This window comes from Candidatus Thiodictyon syntrophicum, from assembly GCF_002813775.1.
GTDB lineage: Bacteria > Pseudomonadota > Gammaproteobacteria > Chromatiales > Chromatiaceae > Thiodictyon > Thiodictyon syntrophicum.
In genome coordinates, this window is record NZ_CP020370.1 from 913,831 (window position 1) to 936,410 (window position 22,580).

The window sequence follows — 22,580 nt, forward strand, 5'->3', positions numbered from 1 at the left end:
TACCCATCCTTCGGGGATACCTGGCCGCTCGCTGGGGCGGCGCCTGTCCCCATCCCAACAACGCGGCCGCCGCGCACCTGTCGGATTGTCGACAACCCACCCAAGGCCCAGGCGGCAACTGCAAAAAAAACAGGGGCTTCGTTGCCCCTGCCAAACCCGGCACGAGGTTTGCTGTAGTCACTCCAGAGTCAGTTTGAAACCCACGGGCCGGGCGCCCGGGACTTCTGGAGACATGCGATGGCGTTGAAGGTCATAGGTCCAGGTGCAGGCGCACCCGCCGCGGGTGGCTGCGCGTCGAGCGGTTGCGGCGGCAGTTCGGATGCGCTTGCGCACCTGCCGGAACATATCCGGGCCAAGGTCCACAACCACCCCTGTTACTCGGAGGAGGCCCACCATCACTATGCCCGAATGCATGTGGCGGTGGCCCCCGCGTGCAATATCCAGTGTCACTACTGCAACCGTAAATACGACTGCGCCAATGAGTCGCGCCCGGGGGTGGTCTCCGAGGTGCTGACCCCGGACCAGGCGGTGAAGAAGGTGATGGCGGTAGCGGCCAACATTCCGCAGATGACGGTGCTCGGCATTGCCGGACCCGGCGATCCACTGGCCAACCCCGGGCGCACCCTGGATACCTTCCGGCAGCTGTCGGAGAAGGCCCCGGACATCAAGCTGTGCGTTTCGACCAATGGGCTGGCGCTCCCCGAGACGGTGGATGAACTGTGCGCGCACAACATCGACCATGTGACCATCACCATCAACTGCGTGGACCCCGACGTGGGGGTCAAGATCTATCCCTGGATCTTCTGGAAGGGGCGTCGGGTCAAGGGCCGCAAGGGGGTGGCGATTCTGATCGAACAGCAGCAGAAGGGGCTTGAGATGCTGGTCGCCCGCGGGGTGCTGGTGAAGGTCAACTCGGTCCTGATTCCCGGGGTCAATGATGAACACCTGAAAGAAGTCAGCCGCGTGGTCAAGGCCAAGGGGGCCTTCCTGCACAATGTGATGCCGCTGATCGCGGAGCCGGAGCACGGGACCTTCTATGGCGTCATGGGCCAGCGCGGGCCGACCCATGAGGAGCTGCAGGCGCTCCAGGACGCCTGCGCCGGGGATATGAATATGATGCGCCACTGCCGCCAGTGCCGGGCGGATGCGGTGGGGATGCTCGGGGAGGATCGCGGTCACGAGTTCACGCTCGATAAGATCGAGACCATGGAGATCGATTACGGCCAGGCCATGGAGCGGCGGCGCCAGGTCCACGCCGCTATCGAGGCCAATCGGGAGGCGCAGCGCAAGAAGAGCGGTGAGACCTTCATCTCGCCGGCATCGATCAAGCGGACCAGAAAGGAGACGCGCCCGGTCCTGATGGCGGTGGCGACCACCGGGGGCGGGGTGATCAATCAGCATTTCGGTCACGCCCGGGAGTTCCTGATCTATGAGGCGGGCGCGGCCGACGTGCGCTTCATCGGGGTGCGCAAGGTCGATCTGTATTGTGCCGGCGGGGATTCCTGCGGGGATGCGCAGACGGCGCTGGCGAAGACCATCCGTACCCTGTCCGGCTGCGAGGCGGTGCTGTGCTCCAAGATCGGCTTCGAGCCCTGGGGGCAACTGGAGGCGGCGGGGATCGCCCCCAACGGCGAGCACGCCATGGAGCCCATCGAGGAGGCGGTCGCAGCGCTTTACCAGGAACTGGCCGCGGCCGGGCGCCTGGAACAGCAGGCACCCGTCGCGGAACGGATGCGCGCCTGAGGCCGCGACCGCGGACCGACCGTCGCAAGATGACCCATCTTCTTGCGGCGGCCTTAGACGCCACCCGACCCCGAACCCCGCTACGCCGCAAGATTGAGGAGATTGACCGATGGCATTCCAGATCGTTGAAGGCTGTGTGAACTGCTGGGCCTGCGAGCCCCTGTGCCCGAGCCAGGCCATCTTCGCGGCCAAGCCCCATTTCCTGATCGATGCGGCCAAGTGCACCGAGTGCGAGGGCGACCACGCCGAGCCCCAGTGCGCCGGCATCTGCCCGGTCGAGGGGGTCATTCTCGATGCGCTCGGGGTGCCGCTGAACCCGCCGGGGTCGCTGACCGGCATCCCCCCGGCACGCTTGGCGGCGGCCATGGCCGAAATCAGGGCGCGCTGATCATGGCCACTTTCGCCCTGACCGCACCCGCTGAACTGGTCTTCTACGAGAAGCCCGGCTGTCTCTCCAATGCCCGCCAGAAGGCCCGGCTGGTCGCGGTGGGGCACTGTCTGGAGGTCCGCAACCTACTCGCCGAGGGCTGGACGGCGGAGCGTCTGCGGCCCTTCTTCGGCGCCCGGCCGGTGGCGGAGTGGTTCAACACCTCGGCACCGCGGGTACGCAAGGGCGAAATCCATCCCGAGGCGCTGTCCGAGGCGCAGGCCCTGGCCCTGATGGTTGCCGATCCGCTCCTGATCCGCCGGCCCCTGATCGAGACCGCGGGGCTCTGCGACTGCGGTTTCGAGCCCGGCCCGGTGCTTGCGGCCCTGGGCGTCGAACTGGAGGCGGGCGAGGACCTGCAATCCTGCTCGCGGGGCGGGGAGGCACCGACCTGTCCGGAGGTTTCCACCTCGCAGTTGAACTCGGGGCGCAGCCCCGCGGGGGTGCGCCTGTGACCGTCGGCAACGGCGTCGCCACGGCCCCGGCCGCTGGCCAGGGCGGGGTCCAGATCGCCCCCGGCGTGCATTGGATCGGCGCCCTGGACCCGACGCTGCGCACCTTCGACATCATCCTGCGCACCGCCAACGGGACTACCTACAACTCATTCCTCGTCCGCGGCGATGAAGGGGTCGCGGTGGTGGATACGGTCAAGCTCGAATTCGCCGACGAGTTCTTCCGGCGCCTGGAGTCGGTCGCGGACTATGCCGAGATCCGGGTGATTGTCCTCAACCACCTGGAGCCGGACCACAGCGGCGCGCTCCCGGAACTGATGCGCCGCGCACCCCAGGCGCGACTCTATATCTCGAGTCGCGCCACCTCCATGCTCAAGGCGCTCTTGAAACCCAAGGAGGAGTCACGGCCCTTCGAGTACGAGACGGTCGGCACCGGTGACGAGGTATCGCTCGGCAACCGCACCCTGCGTTTTCTGCATACCCCCTTCCTGCACTGGCCCGACACCCAATGCACCTATCTGGTGGAGGAGGGGGTGCTGTTCTCCGGGGATATCTTCGGCTGCCACTATTGCGACAACCGGCTCTTCAACGACCGGGTCGGCGATTTTCGCTTCTCCTTCGATTATTATTATGCGCATATCATGAGGCCCTTCAAGGCCCATGTGGTCGAGGCCCTGAAGCTCATCGAGCCGCTGGCGCTCAAGATCGTGGCACCCACCCATGGCCCGATCCTGCGCGACCGCCCGCGCCGGTATGTGACCCACTACCGGGAACTGTCCACCTCCAGTCTGGTGGATCAGATCGGCAATGAGGAGCGCTCACTCGTGGTGTTCTATATGAGCGCCTACGGCAGCACCGCGCGCATGGCGGAGGCGATCCGCACCGGGGCCGAGGAGGAGGCCGGGGTGCGGGTTTCGCTCTATGACCTGGAGGGCGGCGAGACGGCGCCCTTCGTGGACCTGATCGAGGAGGCCGACGCCCTCGCCTTCGGCTCGCCCACCATCAATGGCGATGCGGTCAAGCCAGTGTGGGACCTGCTGTCCTCACTGGCGGTGATCAATCTCAAGGGCAAGCTCGGTGCCGCCTTCGGCTCCTACGGCTGGAGCGGGGAGGCGGTGCGCATGATCGAGGACCGGATGCGGGGGCTGAAGATGCGCGTGCCGGTGCCGGGGCTGCGGCTCAAGCTGATCCCCACCGATGATGAACTCATCGAGTGCCGCGAGTTCGGCCGTAAGCTCGCCAACGCCCTGGTGGGGGGCGAGCAGGGGCGGGTGATCGATTTCTCGGAGCTTGGGTAGTGGGCTGGAACTCGATCATCATTCCGGCCGCTCAGGTCATTTCGAGGTTGTCGGTCCGCGCTACGGCACTCGTCGCGTCGTTGTCGTTGTCGCTGTCGTAATCGAGGTTATCGTAGCGCCCCGGATTCTCTCGCATGCTGAATTGCATCGCTTCTACGATTACGACAACGACAACGACAACGATTGTGTTGGGTTCAACTTGTTCTTGACGCGTACTAACCACTAACCACTAACCACTAACCACTGACCACTAACTACCGGAGTCTGACACATGGCAAAAGCGAAGGTCACTTTCGAGGATATCAACCAGACGGTCAACGTGCCGGCCGGCACCCGGGTCATCGAGATCTCGGAGAAGATCGGGGCCGGGATCATCTATGGCTGCCGGGAGGGCGATTGCGGCACCTGCATGATGCATGTGATCGAGGGCTGGAACAATCTGACCGAGCCCTCCGTCCTGGAGGAGAAGGTCCTGCGCGAGAACATGGCCAACCGTCATGACCGCCTCGCCTGTCAGGCGCAGGTCCTGGGGGACTGCAAGGTCAAGCCGGCCTGATGGCCGGCGTCACTCTCACTACGCACACATTGCCGGAGTAAAACTATGGCACTCGTTACTTTTTCAAGCCCCGAATACAAGGACAAGACCGTTTACGCCGTGGCCGGGAGCCACACCGAGACCCTGCTGAAACTCGCCAAAGAGAACAAGGTCCCGGTCCACCACGACTGCCAGGACGGTGAGTGCGGCAACTGCGTGGTGCGCGTCACCAGCGTGGACAGCAAGAACCAGCGCATGGGCGGCCTGCTGACCGAGAAGGAGAAGGTGGTCCTGCGCCAACTGGGAAAGATCACCCCGGAGGATATCGATCGGATGGCGGTGGATGACCTGCCCTCCGAGTGGCGCCTGGCCTGCCAGATGATCGTGCGCGATGAAGACATCCTGGTGCAGTATTGAGTCAGGCCCAGGCACCGGTTGAGCCGCGATGCTCGTCTTGGACCTGAGCACTGAACTGATCGGGGCCGCCGTCCCCGCCGACCGGCTCCGGGCGCGGGCGGCGGGCGCCTATCTGGGGCTCGCCGTGGGGGATGCCTTGGGTGCCACGGTCGAGTTCCTGATCCCCCGGGAGATCCTCGAGCAATACGGGGTCCATCGGGAACTCCTGGGTGGCGGCTGGCTCAAGCTGCGCAAGGGCCAGGTGACCGACGATACCGAGATGAGCCTGGCCCTGGGTCAGGCCATCCTCAGCGCCGGTACCGTGGCGGCGGGACCCATCGCCACTGCCTTCAGCGACTGGATGAGGCGCAAGCCGGTCGATATCGGCAACACGGTGCGGCGCGGCATCGCCCACTACCGCCAGACCGGTGAGACCCAGGTGCCGGAGAGCGACTATGACGCCGGCAATGGTGCCTGCATGCGCGCGCTCCCCATCGCACTCGTCACCCTGGGCGCGGACCTCGAACAGGTCGCCGCGGCCAACCGCATCCAGTCGCACACCACCCACCACAACGCCTTGGGGGACGCGGGGACCCTGACCGTGCTGCGCATGGTCCAGGCCGCTCTGCAGGGCGGCCGGCGCGATCACCTGAAGGACCTGGCCGACGCCCTGGTGGCACAGGCGCCGGCCTACCGCTATGACCGGCGGCGCATGGAGAACCCGGGCGGCTTTCTGGTGGAGACCCTGCGCGCCGTCTTCCAGTCGCTGTTCGCCACCGATTGCTTCGAGGGGGCCCTTATCGACGTGGTCAACCGCGGCGGGGATGCGGACACCACCGGGGCCATCCTCGGCATGATCGCCGGCGCCCTCTATGGCGTCGAGCAGATACCGCGACGCTGGCTCGCGGCCCTGGACCCCAAGGTCGCCGCCGCCTGCCGTAGCCAGGCGGGCGCGCTGCTCGCCATGTCGCCCCAGTGTCGGGGCTGATGAGCGTGGGCCGCCCGGTGCGGGCCTGATGGTCGTCGCGGCCGCCCTCCTGGAGCGCCGCACCCCCCAGTGCGGCGCGGGCTCTGCTCAATCCGCACCGCCGGTTCACTTGCGGGATCGCGCCGCACTGGGGGGCGGCGCTCCCAGCCGGGCCGGGCTTAACGTAACGGCATTGGGGGCACCTGCCCCGTTCGGCGCTGGGCGGCGATGCCTGGCTTCGCGCCGACCGGACTTCCAGGCGAAAAAAAGCCCCGCCGAGGCGGGGCTTCGTGCATTCAGGAGGCGATTGACTTACGCGCGGACTCGCCGACGCACGGCGCCCAGGCCCAGCAGGCCGATGCCCATGAGCGACAGGATGCCCGGAATCGGGGCGTCGTTCGAGAAGGCCGGGGTACCCCAAGAGAACGAGGCGGAGATGTTCCCGCCAATCTCCTGTGCGGTCATGCGCCACGATGCGGTCGCGGGATTGGCTTGGTCGCTGAACGGAGCCGCAGTACCGAGAGCGGTTTGCGTAAAGGTGCCAATGCCATAGAGGTCCATGGCGCCCGGCGAGGTGGGATTGCGGACCAGAGAGGTCAGACTGAATTGGAACGCGGCGCCGTTTTCGCCAACCCAGTTCATGAAGTTGGCGATACCGGGCGCGGGGGTGATCGTCAGGGCTGAGGACCAGATGTTGCCGATGGTCTGAGATCCAAACGTATCGTCCATCTCGTTGCTGATGAAAAAATCGTTGGGCGCAGCACCGGTGCCGGGATTGTAAGTCGCCGGTACGTTGCTCGTCTGCCATAGCCCGGTCGTGAAGGTGATCGAGCTGGCGTTATTCAGGTTGTCCCCCAAGGGGATCGTAACGATGCCGCCGACGGTGGCGGCGAAGCCCGCGTTGGGGTCGAAATTGGCGGAGGCGTTGAGGGAGACGAGGGCGCTGGCGCCCAAGACCAGCGCGGCGAGGAACCTTTTCATGAATTTCTCCGGTTGACGAGCTGAAATCGTGAAGAACTGGGTATGGTATCTGTCGAGCGATTATTTCGCACGAATCGTGCCAAAACAAAATACCGCAAATAAATAATTACTTAACATGAAGGCTCTTTTGGAAGTGTAAAATTTCCTGACACCTGTCGTTGGGTCTGCGGGAGGGAAACGGGGGCCCAGCGTCCGGCGCCTGCGCTCGCCAACGGCGTCCGCCCGGCCGGATGGCCTTGCGCCTGGGCGTTGTCACGTGGGCTCGCGCCGCGGGGCGGCTTTAAAGCGGGGTCGGCCCCGGGCTAACGTAGCCTACGCCGTGCGGGGGCGCGCGGCAAGCCGCTCGCGCGTCAGGGGCTAAGGCCGGCCTTCGGGCATCCCCGCGCCCATCGATCTCTGCCCCTGCGCTGCTGGGCCAGGTGCGGTTCGCGGCGGCGCGCGGCGAGCTTGATGCGGCCCGGGCGCTCCTGACGGCCGCCGGCCAGGCCGGCAGCAACCCGGATGCGGCCTGGTTGGCGTTGGGCTTCCTGGAGTATAGCCACCACCGCTACGCGGCGGCCGAGGCCGCCTATACGCGGGCGGCCGAGCACGCCACGGACCGCTGGCAGGCCTAATCTGCGGCGCGCCGAGGCGCGCCTGGACGGCGGCGCTGGCGGCCGAGGACCCCGCCACGATGGCGCAGGAGGCCGCGCTCGGCTTTGAACGCGACCCCCGGCATCCGCTGGCCATGCCGACGGTCCTGCGGGTCTATGCGGCGCTCACGGACCCGCAAGCGCAGGCGGCGTTCATGGCGCGGCTCAAGGCGGTGGTCCCGCACGATGTCGACCTGGCACTGGTCGAGGCCCGGTCACTGGCCGCTGCCGACGATCAGGCGCGAGCGCTGCAGCGGCTCGCGGACCTCCATCGCTCCTCCCCGCAACACCAGGGCGCCTACCATGCGCTGGTGCAGGGCCAACTCGGGCAGGGGGACCTGGTCGCGGCGACGCGCACGGTCTAAGGAGTGGCTGGTCCAACACCCGCAGGACCTCGAATCCATGGCAGTCCTTCCCCGAGAAGGATCAGGCCGCGGCGCTGCTGGGCCGGCTTTCCCGCTAGGCCGGGACGGCGAGCGGGGTGGGCTTCTTGGGATTGGCGCGGTAGAGGACGGCGATGTTGCCGATGCGGGTGACGAGCGTTGCCCCGGTGCGCTCGACCAGCGGCACGATGAGCGCGTCGCGCAGTTCACGGTCCCCGGCGCTGACCTTGACCTTCAGCAGTTCGTGGTGGTCGAGTGCCAGGTCCAATTCGGCCAGCACCGCCTCCGTGAGCCCGGCTTGGCCGACCATGACCACGGGTTTGAGTGGATGGGCCTCGCCCTTGAGCCAGCGGCGCTGCTTGTTGGTAATGGGTGGGTGGTTCGCCATGGTCTGTCGTTCCGGGGGTCGTTGGGGTGTGGTGCGGTCGCCGCCGGGCATTCTAGCGCCTAAACCCAGGGCCGAACTTACTCTGAAGGTCGCGCCGCGACGCTGTGGGAGCGGCTTGCGCCGCGACGGGCCTGGGGGCGCCGCCGCGGCCTTGCAGGTTACCGCGGCGTCGCGTCGCGGCTGAAGCCGCTCCCACAGGCCCGGCGTCAGCGGTGCCTGGCCCCTAACCCCTTGTGTGATCGGAGCGGAGCCGGGCAAGTCGCGGTTTACCCAGCGGTCCCGGGGGGCTAGAATGCCCGGCTTTCCCCCCCATCCCATCGCGGCCCCCCCGGAGCATTCTTGGATTCCCAGCCCGACCTTCGATTCCTGGTTACCCCCGCTGCCGCCGGGGTCGGCCTGCGCGGGCGGCTGCGGGTCCCGGGGGACAAGTCCATCTCGCACCGCGCCATCATGCTGGCGGCGATCGCCACGGGTGAGACGCGGATCGAGGGCTTCCTGGAGGGCGCCGACGCGCTGGCGACGCTGCGCGCCTTCCGCCGCCTGGGGGTCGCGATCACGGGGCCGGACGCGGGCCTGGTGCTGGTGCAGGGGGTGGGGCTCTCCGGCCTCAGGGCCCCCGACGGGCCGCTCGACATGGGCAACTCGGGTACCTCGATGCGCCTGCTGGCGGGGCTCCTGGCCGGGCAGTCGTTCGCGACCACGCTCATCGGCGATGAATCGCTGTCCCGACGCCCGATGCGCCGCGTCACCGAACCATTGGCACTGATGGGGGCGCGGATCGAGACCAACGCGGCCGGTACCGCACCGCTGCACATACTGCCGACGGCCGGCCTACAGGGGATCGAGTATCGGATGCCGGTGGCGAGCGCCCAGGTCAAGTCGAGCCTGCTCCTGGCCGGGCTCTGCGCCGCGGGCGAGACCTGCGTGACCGAGCCGGCGCCGACCCGCGACCATACCGAGCGGATGCTGACCGCCCTGGGCTACCCGGTGCGGCGCACCGGCCCGCGCGTCTGCCTCACCGGAGCAGGGTCCGGCGGCGGCCAACTGACCGGCGGCCGGATTGCGGTGCCGGCGGACCTCTCGTCGGCCGCCTTCTTCCTGGTCGGGGCAAGCATCGCCGCGGGCTCGGACCTGACCCTCACGGGGGTCGGCATCAACCCGACGCGCCTGGGCGTGATCGACATCCTGCGCGCCATGGGGGCGGATATCGCGGTGCTCGATGAGCGCCTGGCCGGGGCCGAGCCGGTGGCTGATCTGCGGGTGCGCGCGGCGCCGCTCAAGGGTATCCGCATCCCCGTGGAGCAGGTGCCGCTGGCTATCGATGAGTTCCCCGCCATCTTCATCGCGGCCGCCTGCGCGACGGGCGAGACGGTGCTGACGGGGGCCGAGGAACTGCGGGTCAAGGAGAGCGACCGCATTGCCGTGATGGCCGCGGGCCTGTCCACCCTGGGGATCGAGGCCGAGCCGCGACCGGACGGCATCCGCATCGTCGGCGGTTCGCTCGGGTCGGGCACGGTCGCAGCCCACGGCGATCACCGCATTGCCATGTCCTTTGCCATCGCCGGGCTGCGCGCGAGTGGACCGATCGAGATCCGCGACTGCGCCAATGTGGAGACGTCCTTCCCGGGCTTTGCGCGGTTGGCGGGGTCGGTGGGGTTGGGGATCGAGGAGCTTGGGGGATGACGGCCGGCGACACGACGGATGCCCAGCCCGGCGGTGGGCTGGCCCCGAACGGGGACCCGGCGGTCCCGGTGATCACGATCGACGGCCCCTCGGGGACCGGTAAGGGCACCCTGGCAGCGCGCCTGGCCGCGCACCTGGGTTGGCACTGCCTGGACAGCGGGGCACTGTATCGCGTGCTGGGTCTGGCCGCCGGGCGGCGCGGGATCGACCTGGACGATGAGGCGGCCCTGGCCGGGCTCGCCGCCAACCTGGGGATCGGCTTCGCCGCGGGCCGGGTCCTGCTCGAGGGTGAGGACTTGGGCGACCTGATCCGCACCGAGACCGCCGGCCTTGCCGCGTCGCGGGTGGCCGTCCATCCGCTGGTGCGCGCGGCGCTCTTGGACTGGCAGCGGCGCCAGGCGCGCCCCCCGGGCCTGGTGGCGGATGGCCGCGACATGGGGACCCTGGTGTTCCCGCGGGCAGGGCTCAAGGTCTTTCTCGATGCCAGTGCCCAAGAGCGCGCCGGGCGTCGATATAAACAGTTGATGGGAAAGGGGTTGGATGCTAATCTTCCCGACCTCGTGGAGGCTGTCCGCCAACGGGACGCGCGTGATCGCGACCGGCCGGTGGCGCCGCTGCGGGCGGCGACGGGGGCGGTGCTGGTCGATTCCACCGCGCTGTCCGCCGATGACGTATTTGAATTGGTCCTGGAAGAGGTGAGGCGCGTCTTTCCGGATCAGTTCCATCAGGCGGCCGCCGATTGAATCGGCGGCGGTCTGGCAGCGGTGCCCGGTTCATCCCGGCGCACCATCGGAAGGACCGGCGCGGTGCGCGCCGGCCTTGAGTTCAACCCACTTCCCCCCCGCCCCGGAAGGGACGGGACAGCGTGCCTCCCCCAGGTAAACAGTTTCCCATGACCGAAAGTTTTGCTGATTTATTCGAACAAAGTCTGAGTGCCACCCAGCTCCAGCCCGGGACCATCGTCATCGGCACCGTGGTGGAGATCACCAGCGACAGCGTGGTGATCAATGCCGGATTGAAGTCCGAGGGCGTGATCCCCAAGAGCCAGTTCATCGGCCCCGATGGTCAACTGGAAGTGGCGGTCGGCGATGAGGTACAGGTCGCGCTCGATGCGGTGGAGGACGGCTTCGGGGTCACCCGGCTGTCGCGCGAGAAGGCCAAGCGCTTCGCCGCCTGGGACTATCTGGAGAAGGCGTTCGAGGCCGGCGATACGGTCAAGGGCCTGATCAACGGCAAGGTCAAGGGCGGCTTCACGGTCGAATTGGGTACCGTGCGCGCCTTCCTTCCCGGCTCCCTGGTGGACGTGCGCCCGGTGCGCGATACCACTTACCTGGAAGGCAAGGAGCAGGAATTCAAGGTCATCAAGCTGGACCGCAAGCGCAACAACGTGGTGGTCTCCCGCCGCGCGGTCGTGGAAGAGGAATACAGCGCCGAGCGTGACCAGCTCTTGAAGAACCTGGAAGAGGGTCAGGAGGTCACCGGTGTCGTCAAGAACCTGACCGACTACGGCGCCTTCCTGGATCTCGGCGGCATCGACGGACTGCTGCACATCACCGACATGGCCTGGCGGCGCGTCAAGCACCCCGCCGAGGTGGTCGAGATCGGTCAGGAGATCCAGGTCAAGGTTCTCAAGTTCGACCGCGACCGCCAGCGTGTCTCGCTCGGTTTGAAGCAGATGGGCGAGGACCCCTGGGTCAATATCTCGCGCCGCTATCCCGAGCACACCCGGGTCTTCGGCAAGGTCACGAACATCGCCGATTACGGCTGCTTCGTGGAGATCGAAGAGGGTGTCGAGGGCCTGGTGCACGTCTCCGAGATGGACTGGACCAATAAGAACATCCACCCCAGCAAGGTCGTCAATCTGGGCGACGAGGTGGAGGTCATGGTGCTGGACATCGACGAGGAGCGTCGCCGCATCTCGCTCGGCATCAAGCAGTGCGCCATGAATCCCTGGGACGAGTTCGGCGTCACCCACAAGAAGGGCGACCACGTCTCCGGCAAGATCAAGTCGATCACCGACTTCGGCATCTTCATCGGCCTGGACGGCGGGATCGACGGCCTGGTGCATCTCTCCGACATCTCCTGGGACGAGCCCGGCGAGCAGGCCCTGCGTCGCTACAAGAAGGGCGACGAACTGGAGACCGTGGTCCTGTCCGTGGACCCGGAGCGCGAGCGGATCTCCCTGGGCGTCAAGCAACTCGACCGCGACCCCTTCTCCAGCTTCGTGGCCATCCACGAAAAGGGCAGCTTCGTCGTCGGCGCCATCACCGAGCTCGATGCCAAGGGGGCGACCATCGCCCTGGGCGACGGGGTCGAGGGCTACCTGCGCTCCTCCGAGATCTCGCGTGATCGGGTGGAGGACGCCCGCGCCGTGCTCAAGCTGGGCGATGAGATCGAGGCCAAGTTCATGGGCGTAGACCGCAAGAACCGCACCATCTCGCTCTCCATCAAGGCCAAGGATCAGGATGAGGAGCAGGCGGCGATCAAGGGCTATGCCCGCGACATCTCCGGCGGTGCCACGACCTTGGGCGACCTCCTGAGAGAGCAGATGGAAGAGGCCGGGCGCGACTGATACGTGCCGGGTCCCTTCAGGTCTGAATCGGGGGGGCCGCTCGGCCCCCCAGATTTTCCCTGGTGACCCCCGCCGGTTTTCCGCGGGCTACCTTCACTAAAAGGAATCGACACCATGACGAAATCCGAGCTGATCGACGTGCTGGCGGCCGAGCAGGATCACCTGCCCTATAAAGACGTGGAAGAGGCCGTGCGTAAGGTCATCGACCGCATGAGCGCGGCCCTGGCCGGCGGCGAGCGGATCGAGATCCGCGGATTCGGCAGCTTCTCACTGCACTTTCGCCCGCCGCGGATCGGCCGCAACCCCAAGACCGGGGACGCCGTTTCCCTGGCCGGCAAGCACGTCCCGCATTTCAAGCCCGGCAAGGAACTGCGCGATCGCGTCAACGATGCCTTCGAGGCCGGCCGCGAGGACGAGTCACCGTCACCGACTGAGCCCAAGCGCACCGCCGCCGCGCGCGGCTGAGGCCGCCATTGCCAGGGAGAGGCCCGATCATCTTCAGGAGTCCAAGGCTTCGAGCCTTGGCTCCCCCCATCCAAGGCGCAAGCCTTGGACTCCATTGCGCCGTCAGACGCCCGGACGCCGCTAACAGGAATTCAAGGGTTCAGCTTTGCGTACCTGGTGTCCGTACTCCAAGATCCGCCGGGCTGTCATCTTGGCCGGGTTGCTCGACACCAAGCTCCCCGCGCGAACATTGGTAGCTAATCGACCGGTGGCGCGGCGGACGCCGCGCAGCGACATGACCTACCTGGCGTCGCACCCGCGATGATACTGCCGTGCCTTCCAATTCATCCCCTGATCCCAAGACCTTGGCTGTTCTCACGGAGTTTCGTGAGCGCTTGGCGGTGCGCTTTGGTGAGCGGTTGCGCGGACTGGGGCTTTCGCGGAACCTTGGCGCGACCCGACCGCAGCCGGGCTCTACCCCTCTTAGAGTCAGTGTGTTCCGAGGGCGTTTCGCTTTACCCCCCGGGCGTCTGCGGTACCGCGGTTATGCGCCCGCTGCCGTTCGCCGTGCCCGACCAGCCCGGTAGGTAGGGGTGACGCAGGAACCCCAACAGGCGCCGGCCTTGGGGTTCGGCGTTCCTTCGTCACCCGAAAGGACTGCTCCACGAGTCAGACCAGGTCGTAGCCGGACGTCGCTCGCAACCGGTCGTCCGGCGTCCAGGGCGGCGGCTATCACTTGGCCGCGCTCGAAAAACGCCTCTACCGTTCCTGTCCCGATGCCCGCTGTGGCGAGGGTGAAATCCCGGGGTTGGTCTAGCGGCCCTGGGCCCTTAGGCCGGTCAGCGTCAGCGGTCGCAGCGGCTGTCGTAGAGTGCGCGAAATTCGGACTCGAAGCGGCTTTCGATCTGCTCATAGTTCTCGAACTCTACCTCTGATCACTCCCCGAGTGTCTCAGTTACCGCGGTCATGCGCCCACTGCCGCTCGCCGTGCCCGGCCAGCACACAATTTGGCAACCTACGGACTTGGCTTGTCCCTCCAAGGCTGAAGCCGTGGACTCCAGTCCGCCCCGCCGACCTTGCCCGCCGCCCGCGGCGCGGCTATGCTCGCGCTTCTAACAAAGGTCGACAGCGACGAGGAGCGAGACGATGAAATTTCCTGTCCTGATGCTGGGCCTGGCCCTGTCCATCGGCGCACTGACCGGCGCCGACGCCGCCGAGCCGCCGATCGTCATCAAGTTCAGCCATGTGGTGGCGGCCGATACGCCTAAGGGCAAGGCGGCCGACTTCTTCGCCAAGCGTGCCGCCGAGCTGACCGGGGACAAGGTGAAGGTGGAGGTCTACCCCAACAGCGCGCTGTACAAGGACAAGGAGGAACTGGAGGCGCTCCAGATCGGCGCGGTGCAGATGCTGGCGCCCTCGCTCGCCAAGTTCGGCCCCTTGGGTGTCAAGGATTTCGAGGCCTTCGATCTGCCCTACATCTTCGGCGACTATGACGATCTGCATACGGTGACCCAGGGTCCGATCGGTGCGGCGATCCTGAAGAAGCTGGAGGCCAAGGGTATCGTCGGACTGGCCTTCTGGGACAACGGCTTCAAGTCGTTCTCGGCCAAGTCCCCGATCAAGACGCCGGCCGACATGAAGGGCAAGAAGTTCCGCATCCAGTCATCCAAGGTGCTCGAGGAGCAAATGCGGGCACTCGGCGCACTGCCCCAGGTCATGGCCTTCTCCGAGGTCTACCAGGCGCTCGACACCGGGGTGGTGGACGGCACCGAAAACCCGCCATCCAACATGTTCACCCAGAAGATGCATGAGGTGCAATCCAATCTGATCATGACCCAGCATGGCTATCTGGGTTATGCGGTGATCGTGAATAAGAAATTCTGGGATGGTCTGCCGGCGCCGCTTCGCGGCCAACTCGAACAGGCCATGAAAGAGTCGACGGACCTGGCGAACCGGATCGCCCAGGAAGAGAACGACAGGGCACTGGAAGGCATCCGCGCCAGCGGCAAGACCGCTATCTATGAGCCGACCGCCCAAGAGAAGCTGGCCTTCAAGAAGCAACTGGTCCCGGTGCACAAGACGATGGAGGGTCGGGTCGGCAAGGACCTGATCCAATCCATCTACGAGGTCACCGGCTTCAAGCCCGACTCTTTATAAACCGCGTCCCGTCTTACCGGTGAGGTCTATGCATCGGTGCAACCTCGCCTGAACCAACAGGCCTCATCGCTGACGCGGTTTATGTTGTCAACTGCTTTCATTTTTTGAACCGCGTCACGCCGGGCGCTTCCGGGGGTACTGAGGCCCAGGCCACTTACAACCACGAATGTCACTCCGGACGCGGTTCAAAAAATGAAAGTGCTGGATCGTCTTGAGGAATGGCTCATCGTTCTGCTCATGGGCGGGGCGACGGCGATCGTGTTTGTCGCGGTGATTCACCGTTATACCTCCGGCTTGGCCATTCCCGTGGTGCAGGACTGGCTGCTGTCGCTCAACTTCGGTTGGACGCAGGAGCTGTGCATCATCATGTTCGTCTGGATGGCCAAGTTCGGCGCGGCCTACGGGGTGCGCACCGGCATCCATGTCGGGGTGGACGTGATGGTCAACCGCCTGGCGGACAAGAACCGCGCCCGGGTGATCCTCTTCGGCCTGCTCTCGGGCGCGCTCTTCACCGGCATCGTCGCCACACTCGGCGCCCGCTTCGTCTGGGAAAACGGCGCGCACTACGGCATTTTCAATCTCTTGGGTCTGAGCACCGGCGATCTCCCGGAGGGCCCGACGACCCCTGACCTGGAATGGCCGACCTGGGCGGTCTATCTCGCGGTTCCGCTGGGCTCGGGCCTGATGTGTTTCCGCTTCCTGCAAGTGGCCTACGCCTTTTTCCGCACCGGCGCCCTGCCGCAGCACGACCACGGCCATGTCGATGGTCTTACCGAAAAGCCGCTGCCGGTCGATGTCAATATCTATGATATGGACGACAACCTGCATTTCCGCGATTTGACTCACCGGCAGTTGGGCAAATCCGCCGAACAGGACGCGGCCGACCGCAAGGACGGTCAATCATGAGCGCGGCGATCATCTTCGGGCTGCTGCTGGCGCTGATGCTGACCGGGATGCCGATCTCCATCGCGCTCGGCCTCACGGTGCTGACCTTCCTCTTCACCATGACGCAGGTCCCGCTCGAGGCGGTGGCGCTCAAGCTCTTTACCGGCATCGAGAAGTTCGAGATCATGGCGATCCCCTTCTTCATCCTCGCCGGCAATTTTCTTACCCACGGCGGGGTGGCGCGACGCATGATCGCCTTTGCCTCGGCGATGGTCGGGCACTGGTACGGCGGGCTCGGGCTGGCCGGTGTGGCGGCCTGCGCACTCTTCGCGGCGGTCTCGGGCTCCAGCCCCGCTACGGTGGTGGCCATCGGCTCCATCCTGTTGCCGGCGATGATCAAGGCCGGTTTCCCCAATCGGTTCGGGGCCGGCATCGTCACCACCTCCGGGGCCCTGGGGATACTGATCCCGCCGTCCATCGTCATGGTGATGTATTCGGTGGCGACCAATACCTCGGTCGGCGCCATGTTCATGGCCGGCGTCGTCCCCGGTATCGTGCTGGCCGGCGTGCTGGGCGGCGTCACCTGGTGGCGGGCGCGCAAGTTCAATTACCCGCGTCAGCCTAAGGCGAGTCTCGGCGAGCGCCTGCGGACCTTCAAGGATTCGCTGTGGGGCCTCCTGCTGATCGTCATCGTGATGGGCGGCATCTATGCCGGGCTCTTCACCCCGACCGAGGCCGCGGCCATGAGCGCGGTCTATGCCTTTGTCATCGCGGTCTTCGTCTATAAGGACCTGCGTCTTACGGACGTGCCGCGGGTGCTGCTCAACTCGGCGAACATGAGCGCCATGTTACTCTATATCATCACCAACGCCGTGATGTTCTCCTTCATCCTGACCAACGAGAACATCCCGCAGTCACTCGCCGACTGGATGCTGGCCCAGGGACTGGGGCCGATCGCCTTCCTGCTGGCGGTCAATGTGCTGCTGCTCATGGCCGGCAACTTCATGGAGCCCACCTCGATCGTGCTGATCTTCGCGCCCATCCTCTTCCCGGTGGCGATCAAGCTGGGGATCAACCCGGTGCATTTCGGGATCGTCATGGTGGTGAACATGGAGGTCGGTATGTGCCATCCGCCGGTGGGTCTCAACCTCTACGTGGCGTCCGGGATCACCAAGATGGGCATCACCGAGCTGACCGTCGCGGTCTGGCCCTGGCTGCTCGCGATGCTGGGCTTTCTGATGGTCGTCACCTACTGGCCGGGCCTATCCATCTGGTTCCCGCGCTGGCTGGGGATGATGTAGCTCTCAGTAACGAGTCAAGAACAAGTCAAACACAGACACAATCGTTGTCGTTGTCGTTGTCGTTGTCGTTGTCGTTGTCGTAATCGTAATCGGAGAAGCGATGCAATGTGGCGTGCGAGAGGGCCTTGATCATAACTCCGGCCATAGGTCCTTGCAGCAACCCGTCGCGGCTAGGGGGCAGCTCCTACGGCGTAGGAGCGGCCCCCCGGCCGCGACGGACGTCACCCTCGAGGTGGGCGGAATAATGATCAAGGTAGGTGAGAGAATCCGGGGCGCTACGATAACCTCGATTACGACAACGACAACGACAACGACAACGACAACGACAACGACGTGATAAGCATTCGCTAATGAACTTGTTTAACTCATTAGTGAGCCGTCCTACGATCCCGACTCAATCGACTAAAGGCCCGCCCATGACGTCCGACCCCCTCTCGCACCTGCTCTCGACGCTCGACTTCGCCTGGCGGCATGAGCCGCCGGGTGGACCCGCGCTGACCGACATCCAGTGGCGCGCGGATACCTGCGGCCCCGGCTCGATCCTCTTCTTTCAGCGCTTCGACGATGGACGCAGCGACGCCGAGGTCTTCGAGCGCTATCTGGCGGCCAGTCCCTTCGCGGTCCTGGTCACCAACCGCATGCTCGACTGCTTCGATCGTCTGCCCTTCAAGGGAATCTATGTCACTCGGGCGGATGCCTGGCCCCAGGTGGTGGGCCGGTTCTGCGACCTGGTCTACCCCTTGAAGACCGCCGGCCTGCGCTTCATCGGCGTGACCGGGACCAACGGCAAGACCACGACGGTAAAGTACCTGGAGTCGATCCTGGCTGCCAATGGGCAGCGGGTGCTCAGTGTCGGCACCCTGGGGGTCTCGCTCGACGGGCAGCCGCTCGCGACGACCGGCTTCACCTCGCCGCCCCAGATCGAGTTGCGCCGCCTGCTGTTCGCGCGGCAGGACCAATGCGACGTGGTGGCGATGGAGGTCAGCAGTCACGCACTCGACCAGGGGCGCACCTTTGGCCTGCCCTTGATGAACGCGGGCTGGACCAATTTCACCCAGGACCACCTGGACTATCACGGCGACGAGTCCGCCTACTTTGCCGCCAAGGCGCGCATCCTGGAACTCATCCAGGACGGCGGCCGGCTCTACTGCACCAGCCCCGAACTGGCCGGGCGGCTCGCGGCGCTGGGGGCGCCGCGGGTGCCGGTCGAGACCCTGGACGCCGCACCGCTGGGGCCTGAGGCGATCGGGGCCAAACCCTTCCTCGCCCTGGAATACAATCGCTTGAACTATGCCCTGGCGACAGCCCTGGCGGACGGCGTGCTGGGTCCCGGGCCGCGCGAGGACTGGCGGCATCTCACCCCGGTCGCCGGGCGCTTCGAGTGTCGCACCTGCGCCAACCGGACCATCGTCATCGACTTCGCGCACACCCCGGACGCACTGGAGACCATCCTTGCGGCGATCCGCACCGGCTTTCCCGGCTATCGGGTCCTGACCCTGTTCGGCTGCGGCGGCGATCGCGACCGCGCCAAGCGCCCCCTGATGGGGGCCGCGGTGGCGCGCCACTGCGACCACACCATCGTCACCTCGGACAACCCCCGTCACGAGGACCCCGAGCGGATCATCGGCGATATCCTTGCCGGGATGCCGCGGGAGGGCCGGGAGGTGGTGGTGGACCGCCCGGCGGCCGTCGCGCGCCTCTTCGACCTGCTGGCCCAACGCCCCCCGGAGGAACCCTGGGTGGCCCTGATCGCCGGCAAGGGCCATGAGCGCTACATCGACCGCAATGACCGCAAGACCTATTACAGCGACCAGGACGAGGTGGAGCGCAATCTGCGGCGGCTCGGGTGGACTTGAGGCCAGCCCTGTCGGGGGAGGCGTGCGGTTGCATGGAGATCGAGCTGCTCGATCAGGTCCCGGGGCAGACCGGCAGGCGCTTCGATAAGGACGCGAACGAGGTCCTGAACGCGGGGCTGCACCTCATGGAGCAGCATGAGCAACAAGCAGCGGCGAAGGTGTAAGCCCTGCGGTGTCGGCTGGACGCGGCCGAACGCGATCTGGCGGCTGGCGATGTGGTCGACTACACGCCGACACTGCTCGACGAGATCGACGCGCAGGAGCAGGCCGCCTACGTGGACTCCCAGGGCCGATGAGTGCGGTACGCCTCACCAGAACCGCACGGTCGGACATCGCGAGTATCCTGCGATGGAGCGAGCAACGGTTTGGGGGTTCAGATGCGCGCCCGCTACCGGGCCTTGCTCGACCAGGCCTTTTGCGATCTGGCCGACGATCCGGCCGCATCGGTGTTCAGGGAATTGATGATATTCGCGCTGGATACCGCCCCTACCCCGGCCGCCAATTCACATCGATCTTCCCATCGACAATCCCGATCCGCCGGTCCGCCGCCGCGGCAAAGGCGGGGTCATGCGTGACGGCGACCACGGTCTTGCCCAACTCGTGCGCCAGGTCGCGCAGGATCTGGCGTACCGTGCCGCCGGCGGCGGAGTCGAGGTTGCCGGTCGGCTCGTCGGCCAGGACCACCAGCGGGTCATTTGCCAAGGCGCGGGCGATGGCGACGCGCTGGCGCTGGCCGCCGGAGAGTTGGTGGGGGTGCTTTCCGGCCTGGTCGGCGACCCCCAGGCGGTCCAGCAGGTCCAGGCCGCGCGCGCGGGCGGCGGTCTCGTCGAGCCGGCCCAGGCGGCGCATGGGCAGCGTGACATTGTCGAGCACGGTGAATTCGGCGAGCAGGAAGTGGAACTGGAAGACGAAGCCGAGCTTCGAGAGGCGCCGGTTGGCCAGCGCATCCTCCCCGTAGGCGCTGGTGTCCTCGCCGTCGAGCCAGACCCGCCCGGCGGTCGGGACATCGAGCAGGCCCAACAGATAGAGGAGCGAGGACTTGCCGGAGCCCGAGGGTCCCATGATGCAGATGAACTCGCCCCGCTCGATGGTGATGCACACGTCGTCGACCAGGGTCACCGGGACCTCGCCGGGCAGGATGCGCACCAGGTGCTCGGCGCTCAGGATGGTGCTCACGCGGCCCCCCGCAGGATCTCGACCGGGTGGACACGGCCCGCACGGCGCGCCGGCAGGTAGGCCGCCAGTAGACAGGACGCCATGGCAAAGGCGGCGGCGAGCGCGAACTGGCCCGCCCCCCACCAGATGGGCAGAAAGACCCGGTCGGTGACGCCGGGCGGTTTCAATTGCACCTGCGAGAGGGCATACATGAGCCCGGCCCCCAGGGCCAGCCCGAAGAGGCTGCCGATCACCCCGATGATCAGGCCCTCGAAGAGGAAGATGAGCCGCACGTCGCGGGCGTGGAAGCCCATGGATTTGAGGATTGCGATGTCGCGGGTCTTCTCCAGCACGATGGTGGAGAGGGTGTTGTAGATGCCGAAGGAGGCGACCACGAGGATGGCCGAGACCACGCTGTACATGATGGTGTTGCGCACTACCAGCACGCTCAGGATGTCCTCGGACGCCTCGACCCAGGAGACCGCCTTGTAGCCGATGACCGCCTCGATCCGCTGGGCGAGGGCGCGGGCGGCGTAGGCGTCGTCGAGCTGGATCAGGAACCGGTTGACCCGGTTGGAGCGCCCGAACAGGACCTGGGCGCGCTTGAGCGCGGTGAAGGTCTGGCTCTCGTCGTAGTTGGCATTGCCGGTTCGGAAGATGCCGACCACCTTCATGGCGCGGGTGCCGCCGCCCGCGGCCGTCACGCTGAGATTACGGCCCAACCCCAGGTTGAACTTCTTGGCGAGCCCCTGGCCGATGATGATCCCGTTGGGATTGGCGTCCAGGGCGCCGAGCGACCCCGCGATCATCTTCTCCTTAATGGTCGATACGCTCTCCAGCGACTTAGGCACCACGCCCCAGAGGGTCACGCCCTGCTCGCGCCCGGCAAAGGTGAGCACGGCGGAGCCCGCCAGTACCGGCGCCGCCCGCAGCCCCGGGAGCGACTCGACGAAGGCGAGCTTCTCGCGGTAGCCGCGGATGCCGCGGGTTTCGGTCTGCGGCTTTACGTTGCTGATGCCCACCGCGCCCGCGGCCCAGCGCAGTTCCGCCGGCTGGGTGCGCGGCCGGCGATAGTCGTCGGAGACGGTGACGTGCGGGCTGTTGTCGACCAGCCGCTTGATGAAGTCGCGCTCCGAGCCGGCCATCAGGGATGAGACCGCCAGGAAGAAGGCGACCCCGAGCACCACGCCGGTGAGCGACACCAGCGTCTGGCGCCGCCGGCCGGTGAGGTGGGTGAGTGCGACCTGGAGTTGGATCATCATTCATTGGCGTTCATTGGCGGCTGATCCTCTTTCATGGGTCGGGCGGCGGCGCCCTCGCGCAGGGTCTCGGTGGGCACGGCGACGACCCGGGCATCCGGTGCGAGCCCGTCCAGGACTTCGGTCCGCACGGCGCCGGCGACCCCGGTCCGCACCTTTTGGCGGTGTAGCCGACCGTCCGTCAGGACCCAGAGGTTGCCATCGACAAGGGCGCTGGAGGGCACCAGCAGGGCGTCCCGGCGCTCGGTGACGATCAGGTTGGCATCCACCGTCATGCCGATGCGCAGCCGCGCCGGGTCGGCGAGCCTGATCCGCACCCGAAAGCTGCGCGCCACCGGGTCGCCCTTGGGGGTGATGGCGGCCACCTCGCCGTCGAAGACCTCCCCGGGCAGGGCGTCGGCGTGCAGCACCGCCTTCTGACCCACCCGCACCCGGGGGATGTCCTCCTCGTCCACCTCGGCCGTGACCCGCAAGGGCGCGCAGCAGGAAAAATAGAACAGGGCCTGCCCGGCCGGGATGAACTGGCCGACCTCCCCGTCGCGCCGGATGATCAGGCCGTCGGCCGGGGCCGTCAGCGTCATGAAACCGCGCAGCGCGGTGGCGCGCTTCTGCGTCGCCTCGGCCGCCTCCAGGTCGGCGCGCGCCTGGTCCAGATCGGCCTTGGCGAGCCCGTTGCGCCCGGCCAGTTCCTGCTTGCGCTGGAGATTGAGCCGGGCGAAGCGCACCCGCGCGTCGAGTTCCTCGATCGTATTGCTGAGATCCGCGTCGTCGAGCCGGGCCAGTGCCTGTCCCTTGCGCACACTGGCGCCTTCATCCACATTGATCTCAGCCAGCTTGGCCCCGGTACGCGGGGCGATCGGCAGCATGACGGTCGGCTCCACGGTGCCGGTGGCATAGACCGCCTCCACCGCCGGGCCGCGCGTCGGCGTCACCAGGGCGAGGGTCAGCGGCGCCGTGCGCCACCACAGCAGGGCGGCGCCCGCCAGTGCGCCCACGCCGAGCACCCACAGCCATCCTTTTCGCATCATTTGGTCATGTCACTGGTCTTGCCCGTGAAAGTCGCGCA

General features: G+C 66.5%; 23 protein-coding genes and 1 pseudogene. 18 read left to right on the forward strand and 6 right to left on the reverse strand.

Annotated features, from left to right (window positions below; all coding sequences use genetic code 11):
* The first annotated feature begins 237 nt into the window (after positions 1 to 237).
* The 7 genes from nifB to draG all read left to right on the forward strand — a co-directional run bounded on the left by nifB (position 238) and on the right by draG (position 5,839).
* Positions 238 to 1,743 carry a nitrogenase cofactor biosynthesis protein NifB gene (nifB, locus tag THSYN_RS04015; RefSeq protein ID WP_100918004.1) on the forward strand — a complete coding sequence of 502 codons (1,506 nt, stop codon included), beginning with the start codon at positions 238 to 240 and terminating at the stop codon, positions 1,741 to 1,743.
* A gap of 109 nt (positions 1,744 to 1,852) precedes the next feature.
* Positions 1,853 to 2,131: a 4Fe-4S dicluster domain-containing protein gene (locus THSYN_RS04020; protein WP_100918005.1), complete on the forward strand. Its 279-nt coding sequence runs from the start codon at positions 1,853 to 1,855 to the stop codon at positions 2,129 to 2,131.
* Between the two features lie 2 nt (positions 2,132 to 2,133).
* Positions 2,134 to 2,625, forward strand: a complete 492-nt coding sequence (locus tag THSYN_RS04025) for an ArsC/Spx/MgsR family protein (protein ID WP_100918006.1) — start codon at positions 2,134 to 2,136, stop codon at positions 2,623 to 2,625.
* Positions 2,622 to 3,920: an FprA family A-type flavoprotein gene (locus tag THSYN_RS04030; RefSeq protein WP_100918007.1), complete on the forward strand. Its 1,299-nt coding sequence runs from the start codon at positions 2,622 to 2,624 to the stop codon at positions 3,918 to 3,920. The genes THSYN_RS04025 and THSYN_RS04030 overlap by 4 nt, the downstream gene beginning before the upstream one ends.
* Before the next feature lie 271 nt (positions 3,921 to 4,191).
* A complete protein-coding gene (locus THSYN_RS04035) occupies positions 4,192 to 4,476 on the forward strand; it encodes a 2Fe-2S iron-sulfur cluster-binding protein (protein WP_100918008.1) in 285 nt (94 codons plus the stop codon).
* A 45-nt stretch (positions 4,477 to 4,521) separates the two neighbouring features.
* A complete protein-coding gene (locus tag THSYN_RS04040) occupies positions 4,522 to 4,872 on the forward strand; it encodes a 2Fe-2S iron-sulfur cluster-binding protein (RefSeq protein ID WP_100918009.1) in 351 nt (116 codons plus the stop codon).
* Positions 4,873 to 4,900: 28 nt separating this feature from the next.
* Positions 4,901 to 5,839: an ADP-ribosyl-[dinitrogen reductase] hydrolase gene (draG, locus tag THSYN_RS04045; protein ID WP_100918010.1), complete on the forward strand. Its 939-nt coding sequence runs from the start codon at positions 4,901 to 4,903 to the stop codon at positions 5,837 to 5,839.
* A 291-nt stretch (positions 5,840 to 6,130) separates the two neighbouring features.
* Here the strand turns inward: draG and THSYN_RS04050 are convergent, their stop codons facing one another.
* On the reverse strand, positions 6,131 to 6,799 hold the full coding sequence (locus tag THSYN_RS04050) for a hypothetical protein (protein WP_100918011.1): 669 nt from the start codon (positions 6,797 to 6,799) through the stop codon (positions 6,131 to 6,133).
* Positions 6,800 to 7,218: 419 nt separating this feature from the next.
* Between THSYN_RS04050 and THSYN_RS04055 the strand changes: the two genes are divergently transcribed.
* Positions 7,219 to 7,413, forward strand: coding sequence for a hypothetical protein (locus tag THSYN_RS04055; RefSeq protein ID WP_100918012.1), 195 nt, complete (start codon positions 7,219 to 7,221; stop codon positions 7,411 to 7,413).
* A gap of 59 nt (positions 7,414 to 7,472) precedes the next feature.
* Positions 7,473 to 7,796, forward strand: coding sequence for a hypothetical protein (locus THSYN_RS04060; protein ID WP_100918013.1), 324 nt, complete (start codon positions 7,473 to 7,475; stop codon positions 7,794 to 7,796).
* 94 nt (positions 7,797 to 7,890) lie between these two features.
* On the opposite strand, the gene yhbY is transcribed toward THSYN_RS04060, so the two are convergent.
* Positions 7,891 to 8,202, reverse strand: coding sequence for a ribosome assembly RNA-binding protein YhbY (gene yhbY, locus THSYN_RS04065; RefSeq protein ID WP_100918014.1), 312 nt, complete (start codon positions 8,200 to 8,202; stop codon positions 7,891 to 7,893).
* A 339-nt stretch (positions 8,203 to 8,541) separates the two neighbouring features.
* Between yhbY and aroA the strand changes: the two genes are divergently transcribed.
* From aroA to THSYN_RS36605, 9 genes are all read left to right on the forward strand, one after another.
* Positions 8,542 to 9,885 (forward strand): 3-phosphoshikimate 1-carboxyvinyltransferase, encoded by a 1,344-nt coding sequence (gene aroA, locus THSYN_RS04070; RefSeq protein ID WP_100918015.1) that lies wholly within the window; start codon positions 8,542 to 8,544, stop codon positions 9,883 to 9,885.
* Positions 9,882 to 10,628 carry a (d)CMP kinase gene (gene cmk / locus THSYN_RS04075; protein ID WP_100918016.1) on the forward strand — a complete coding sequence of 249 codons (747 nt, stop codon included), beginning with the start codon at positions 9,882 to 9,884 and terminating at the stop codon, positions 10,626 to 10,628. Before aroA ends, cmk begins: the two co-directional genes overlap by 4 nt.
* Positions 10,629 to 10,777: 149 nt before the next feature.
* On the forward strand, positions 10,778 to 12,457 hold the full coding sequence (gene rpsA / locus THSYN_RS04080) for a 30S ribosomal protein S1 (RefSeq protein ID WP_100918017.1): 1,680 nt from the start codon (positions 10,778 to 10,780) through the stop codon (positions 12,455 to 12,457).
* A gap of 114 nt (positions 12,458 to 12,571) precedes the next feature.
* The gene (locus THSYN_RS04085; RefSeq protein WP_100918018.1) at positions 12,572 to 12,922 is read left to right on the forward strand and encodes an integration host factor subunit beta; all 351 of its coding nucleotides are present in this window, start codon (positions 12,572 to 12,574) and stop codon (positions 12,920 to 12,922) included.
* Positions 12,923 to 14,047: 1,125 nt separating this feature from the next.
* On the forward strand, positions 14,048 to 15,058 hold the full coding sequence (locus tag THSYN_RS04090; RefSeq protein WP_100918019.1) for a TRAP transporter substrate-binding protein: 1,011 nt from the start codon (positions 14,048 to 14,050) through the stop codon (positions 15,056 to 15,058).
* A 192-nt stretch (positions 15,059 to 15,250) separates the two neighbouring features.
* Positions 15,251 to 15,964: a TRAP transporter small permease gene (locus THSYN_RS04095; RefSeq protein ID WP_100918020.1), complete on the forward strand. Its 714-nt coding sequence runs from the start codon at positions 15,251 to 15,253 to the stop codon at positions 15,962 to 15,964.
* Positions 15,961 to 17,244 carry a TRAP transporter large permease gene (locus tag THSYN_RS04100; protein WP_100918021.1) on the forward strand — a complete coding sequence of 428 codons (1,284 nt, stop codon included), beginning with the start codon at positions 15,961 to 15,963 and terminating at the stop codon, positions 17,242 to 17,244. Before THSYN_RS04095 ends, THSYN_RS04100 begins: the two co-directional genes overlap by 4 nt.
* A 416-nt stretch (positions 17,245 to 17,660) precedes the next feature.
* A complete protein-coding gene (locus THSYN_RS04105) occupies positions 17,661 to 19,100 on the forward strand; it encodes a Mur ligase family protein (RefSeq protein WP_100918022.1) in 1,440 nt (479 codons plus the stop codon).
* Between the two features lie 32 nt (positions 19,101 to 19,132).
* Entirely contained in the window at positions 19,133 to 19,264 is a 132-nt protein-coding gene (locus THSYN_RS36605; RefSeq protein WP_257791223.1) for a hypothetical protein, read from the forward strand.
* A gap of 322 nt (positions 19,265 to 19,586) precedes the next feature.
* On the opposite strand, the gene THSYN_RS04110 is transcribed toward THSYN_RS36605, so the two are convergent.
* The 4 genes and pseudogenes from THSYN_RS04110 to THSYN_RS04120 all read right to left on the reverse strand — a co-directional run bounded on the left by THSYN_RS04110 (position 19,587) and on the right by THSYN_RS04120 (position 22,542).
* Positions 19,587 to 20,276 (reverse strand): ABC transporter ATP-binding protein, encoded by a 690-nt coding sequence (locus THSYN_RS04110; protein WP_100918023.1) that lies wholly within the window; start codon positions 20,274 to 20,276, stop codon positions 19,587 to 19,589.
* Positions 20,273 to 20,677, reverse strand: coding sequence for an ABC transporter permease (locus tag THSYN_RS37175; RefSeq protein ID WP_418219929.1), 405 nt, complete (start codon positions 20,675 to 20,677; stop codon positions 20,273 to 20,275). The genes THSYN_RS04110 and THSYN_RS37175 overlap by 4 nt, the downstream gene beginning before the upstream one ends.
* A gap of 138 nt (positions 20,678 to 20,815) precedes the next feature.
* A pseudogene (locus THSYN_RS37180) lies at positions 20,816 to 21,517 on the reverse strand (ABC transporter permease); the annotation flags it as partial.
* On the reverse strand, positions 21,514 to 22,542 hold the full coding sequence (locus THSYN_RS04120) for an efflux RND transporter periplasmic adaptor subunit (RefSeq protein ID WP_100918025.1): 1,029 nt from the start codon (positions 22,540 to 22,542) through the stop codon (positions 21,514 to 21,516). The gene THSYN_RS04120 and the pseudogene THSYN_RS37180, both read right to left, overlap by 4 nt.
* Positions 22,543 to 22,580: the final 38 nt, after the last annotated feature.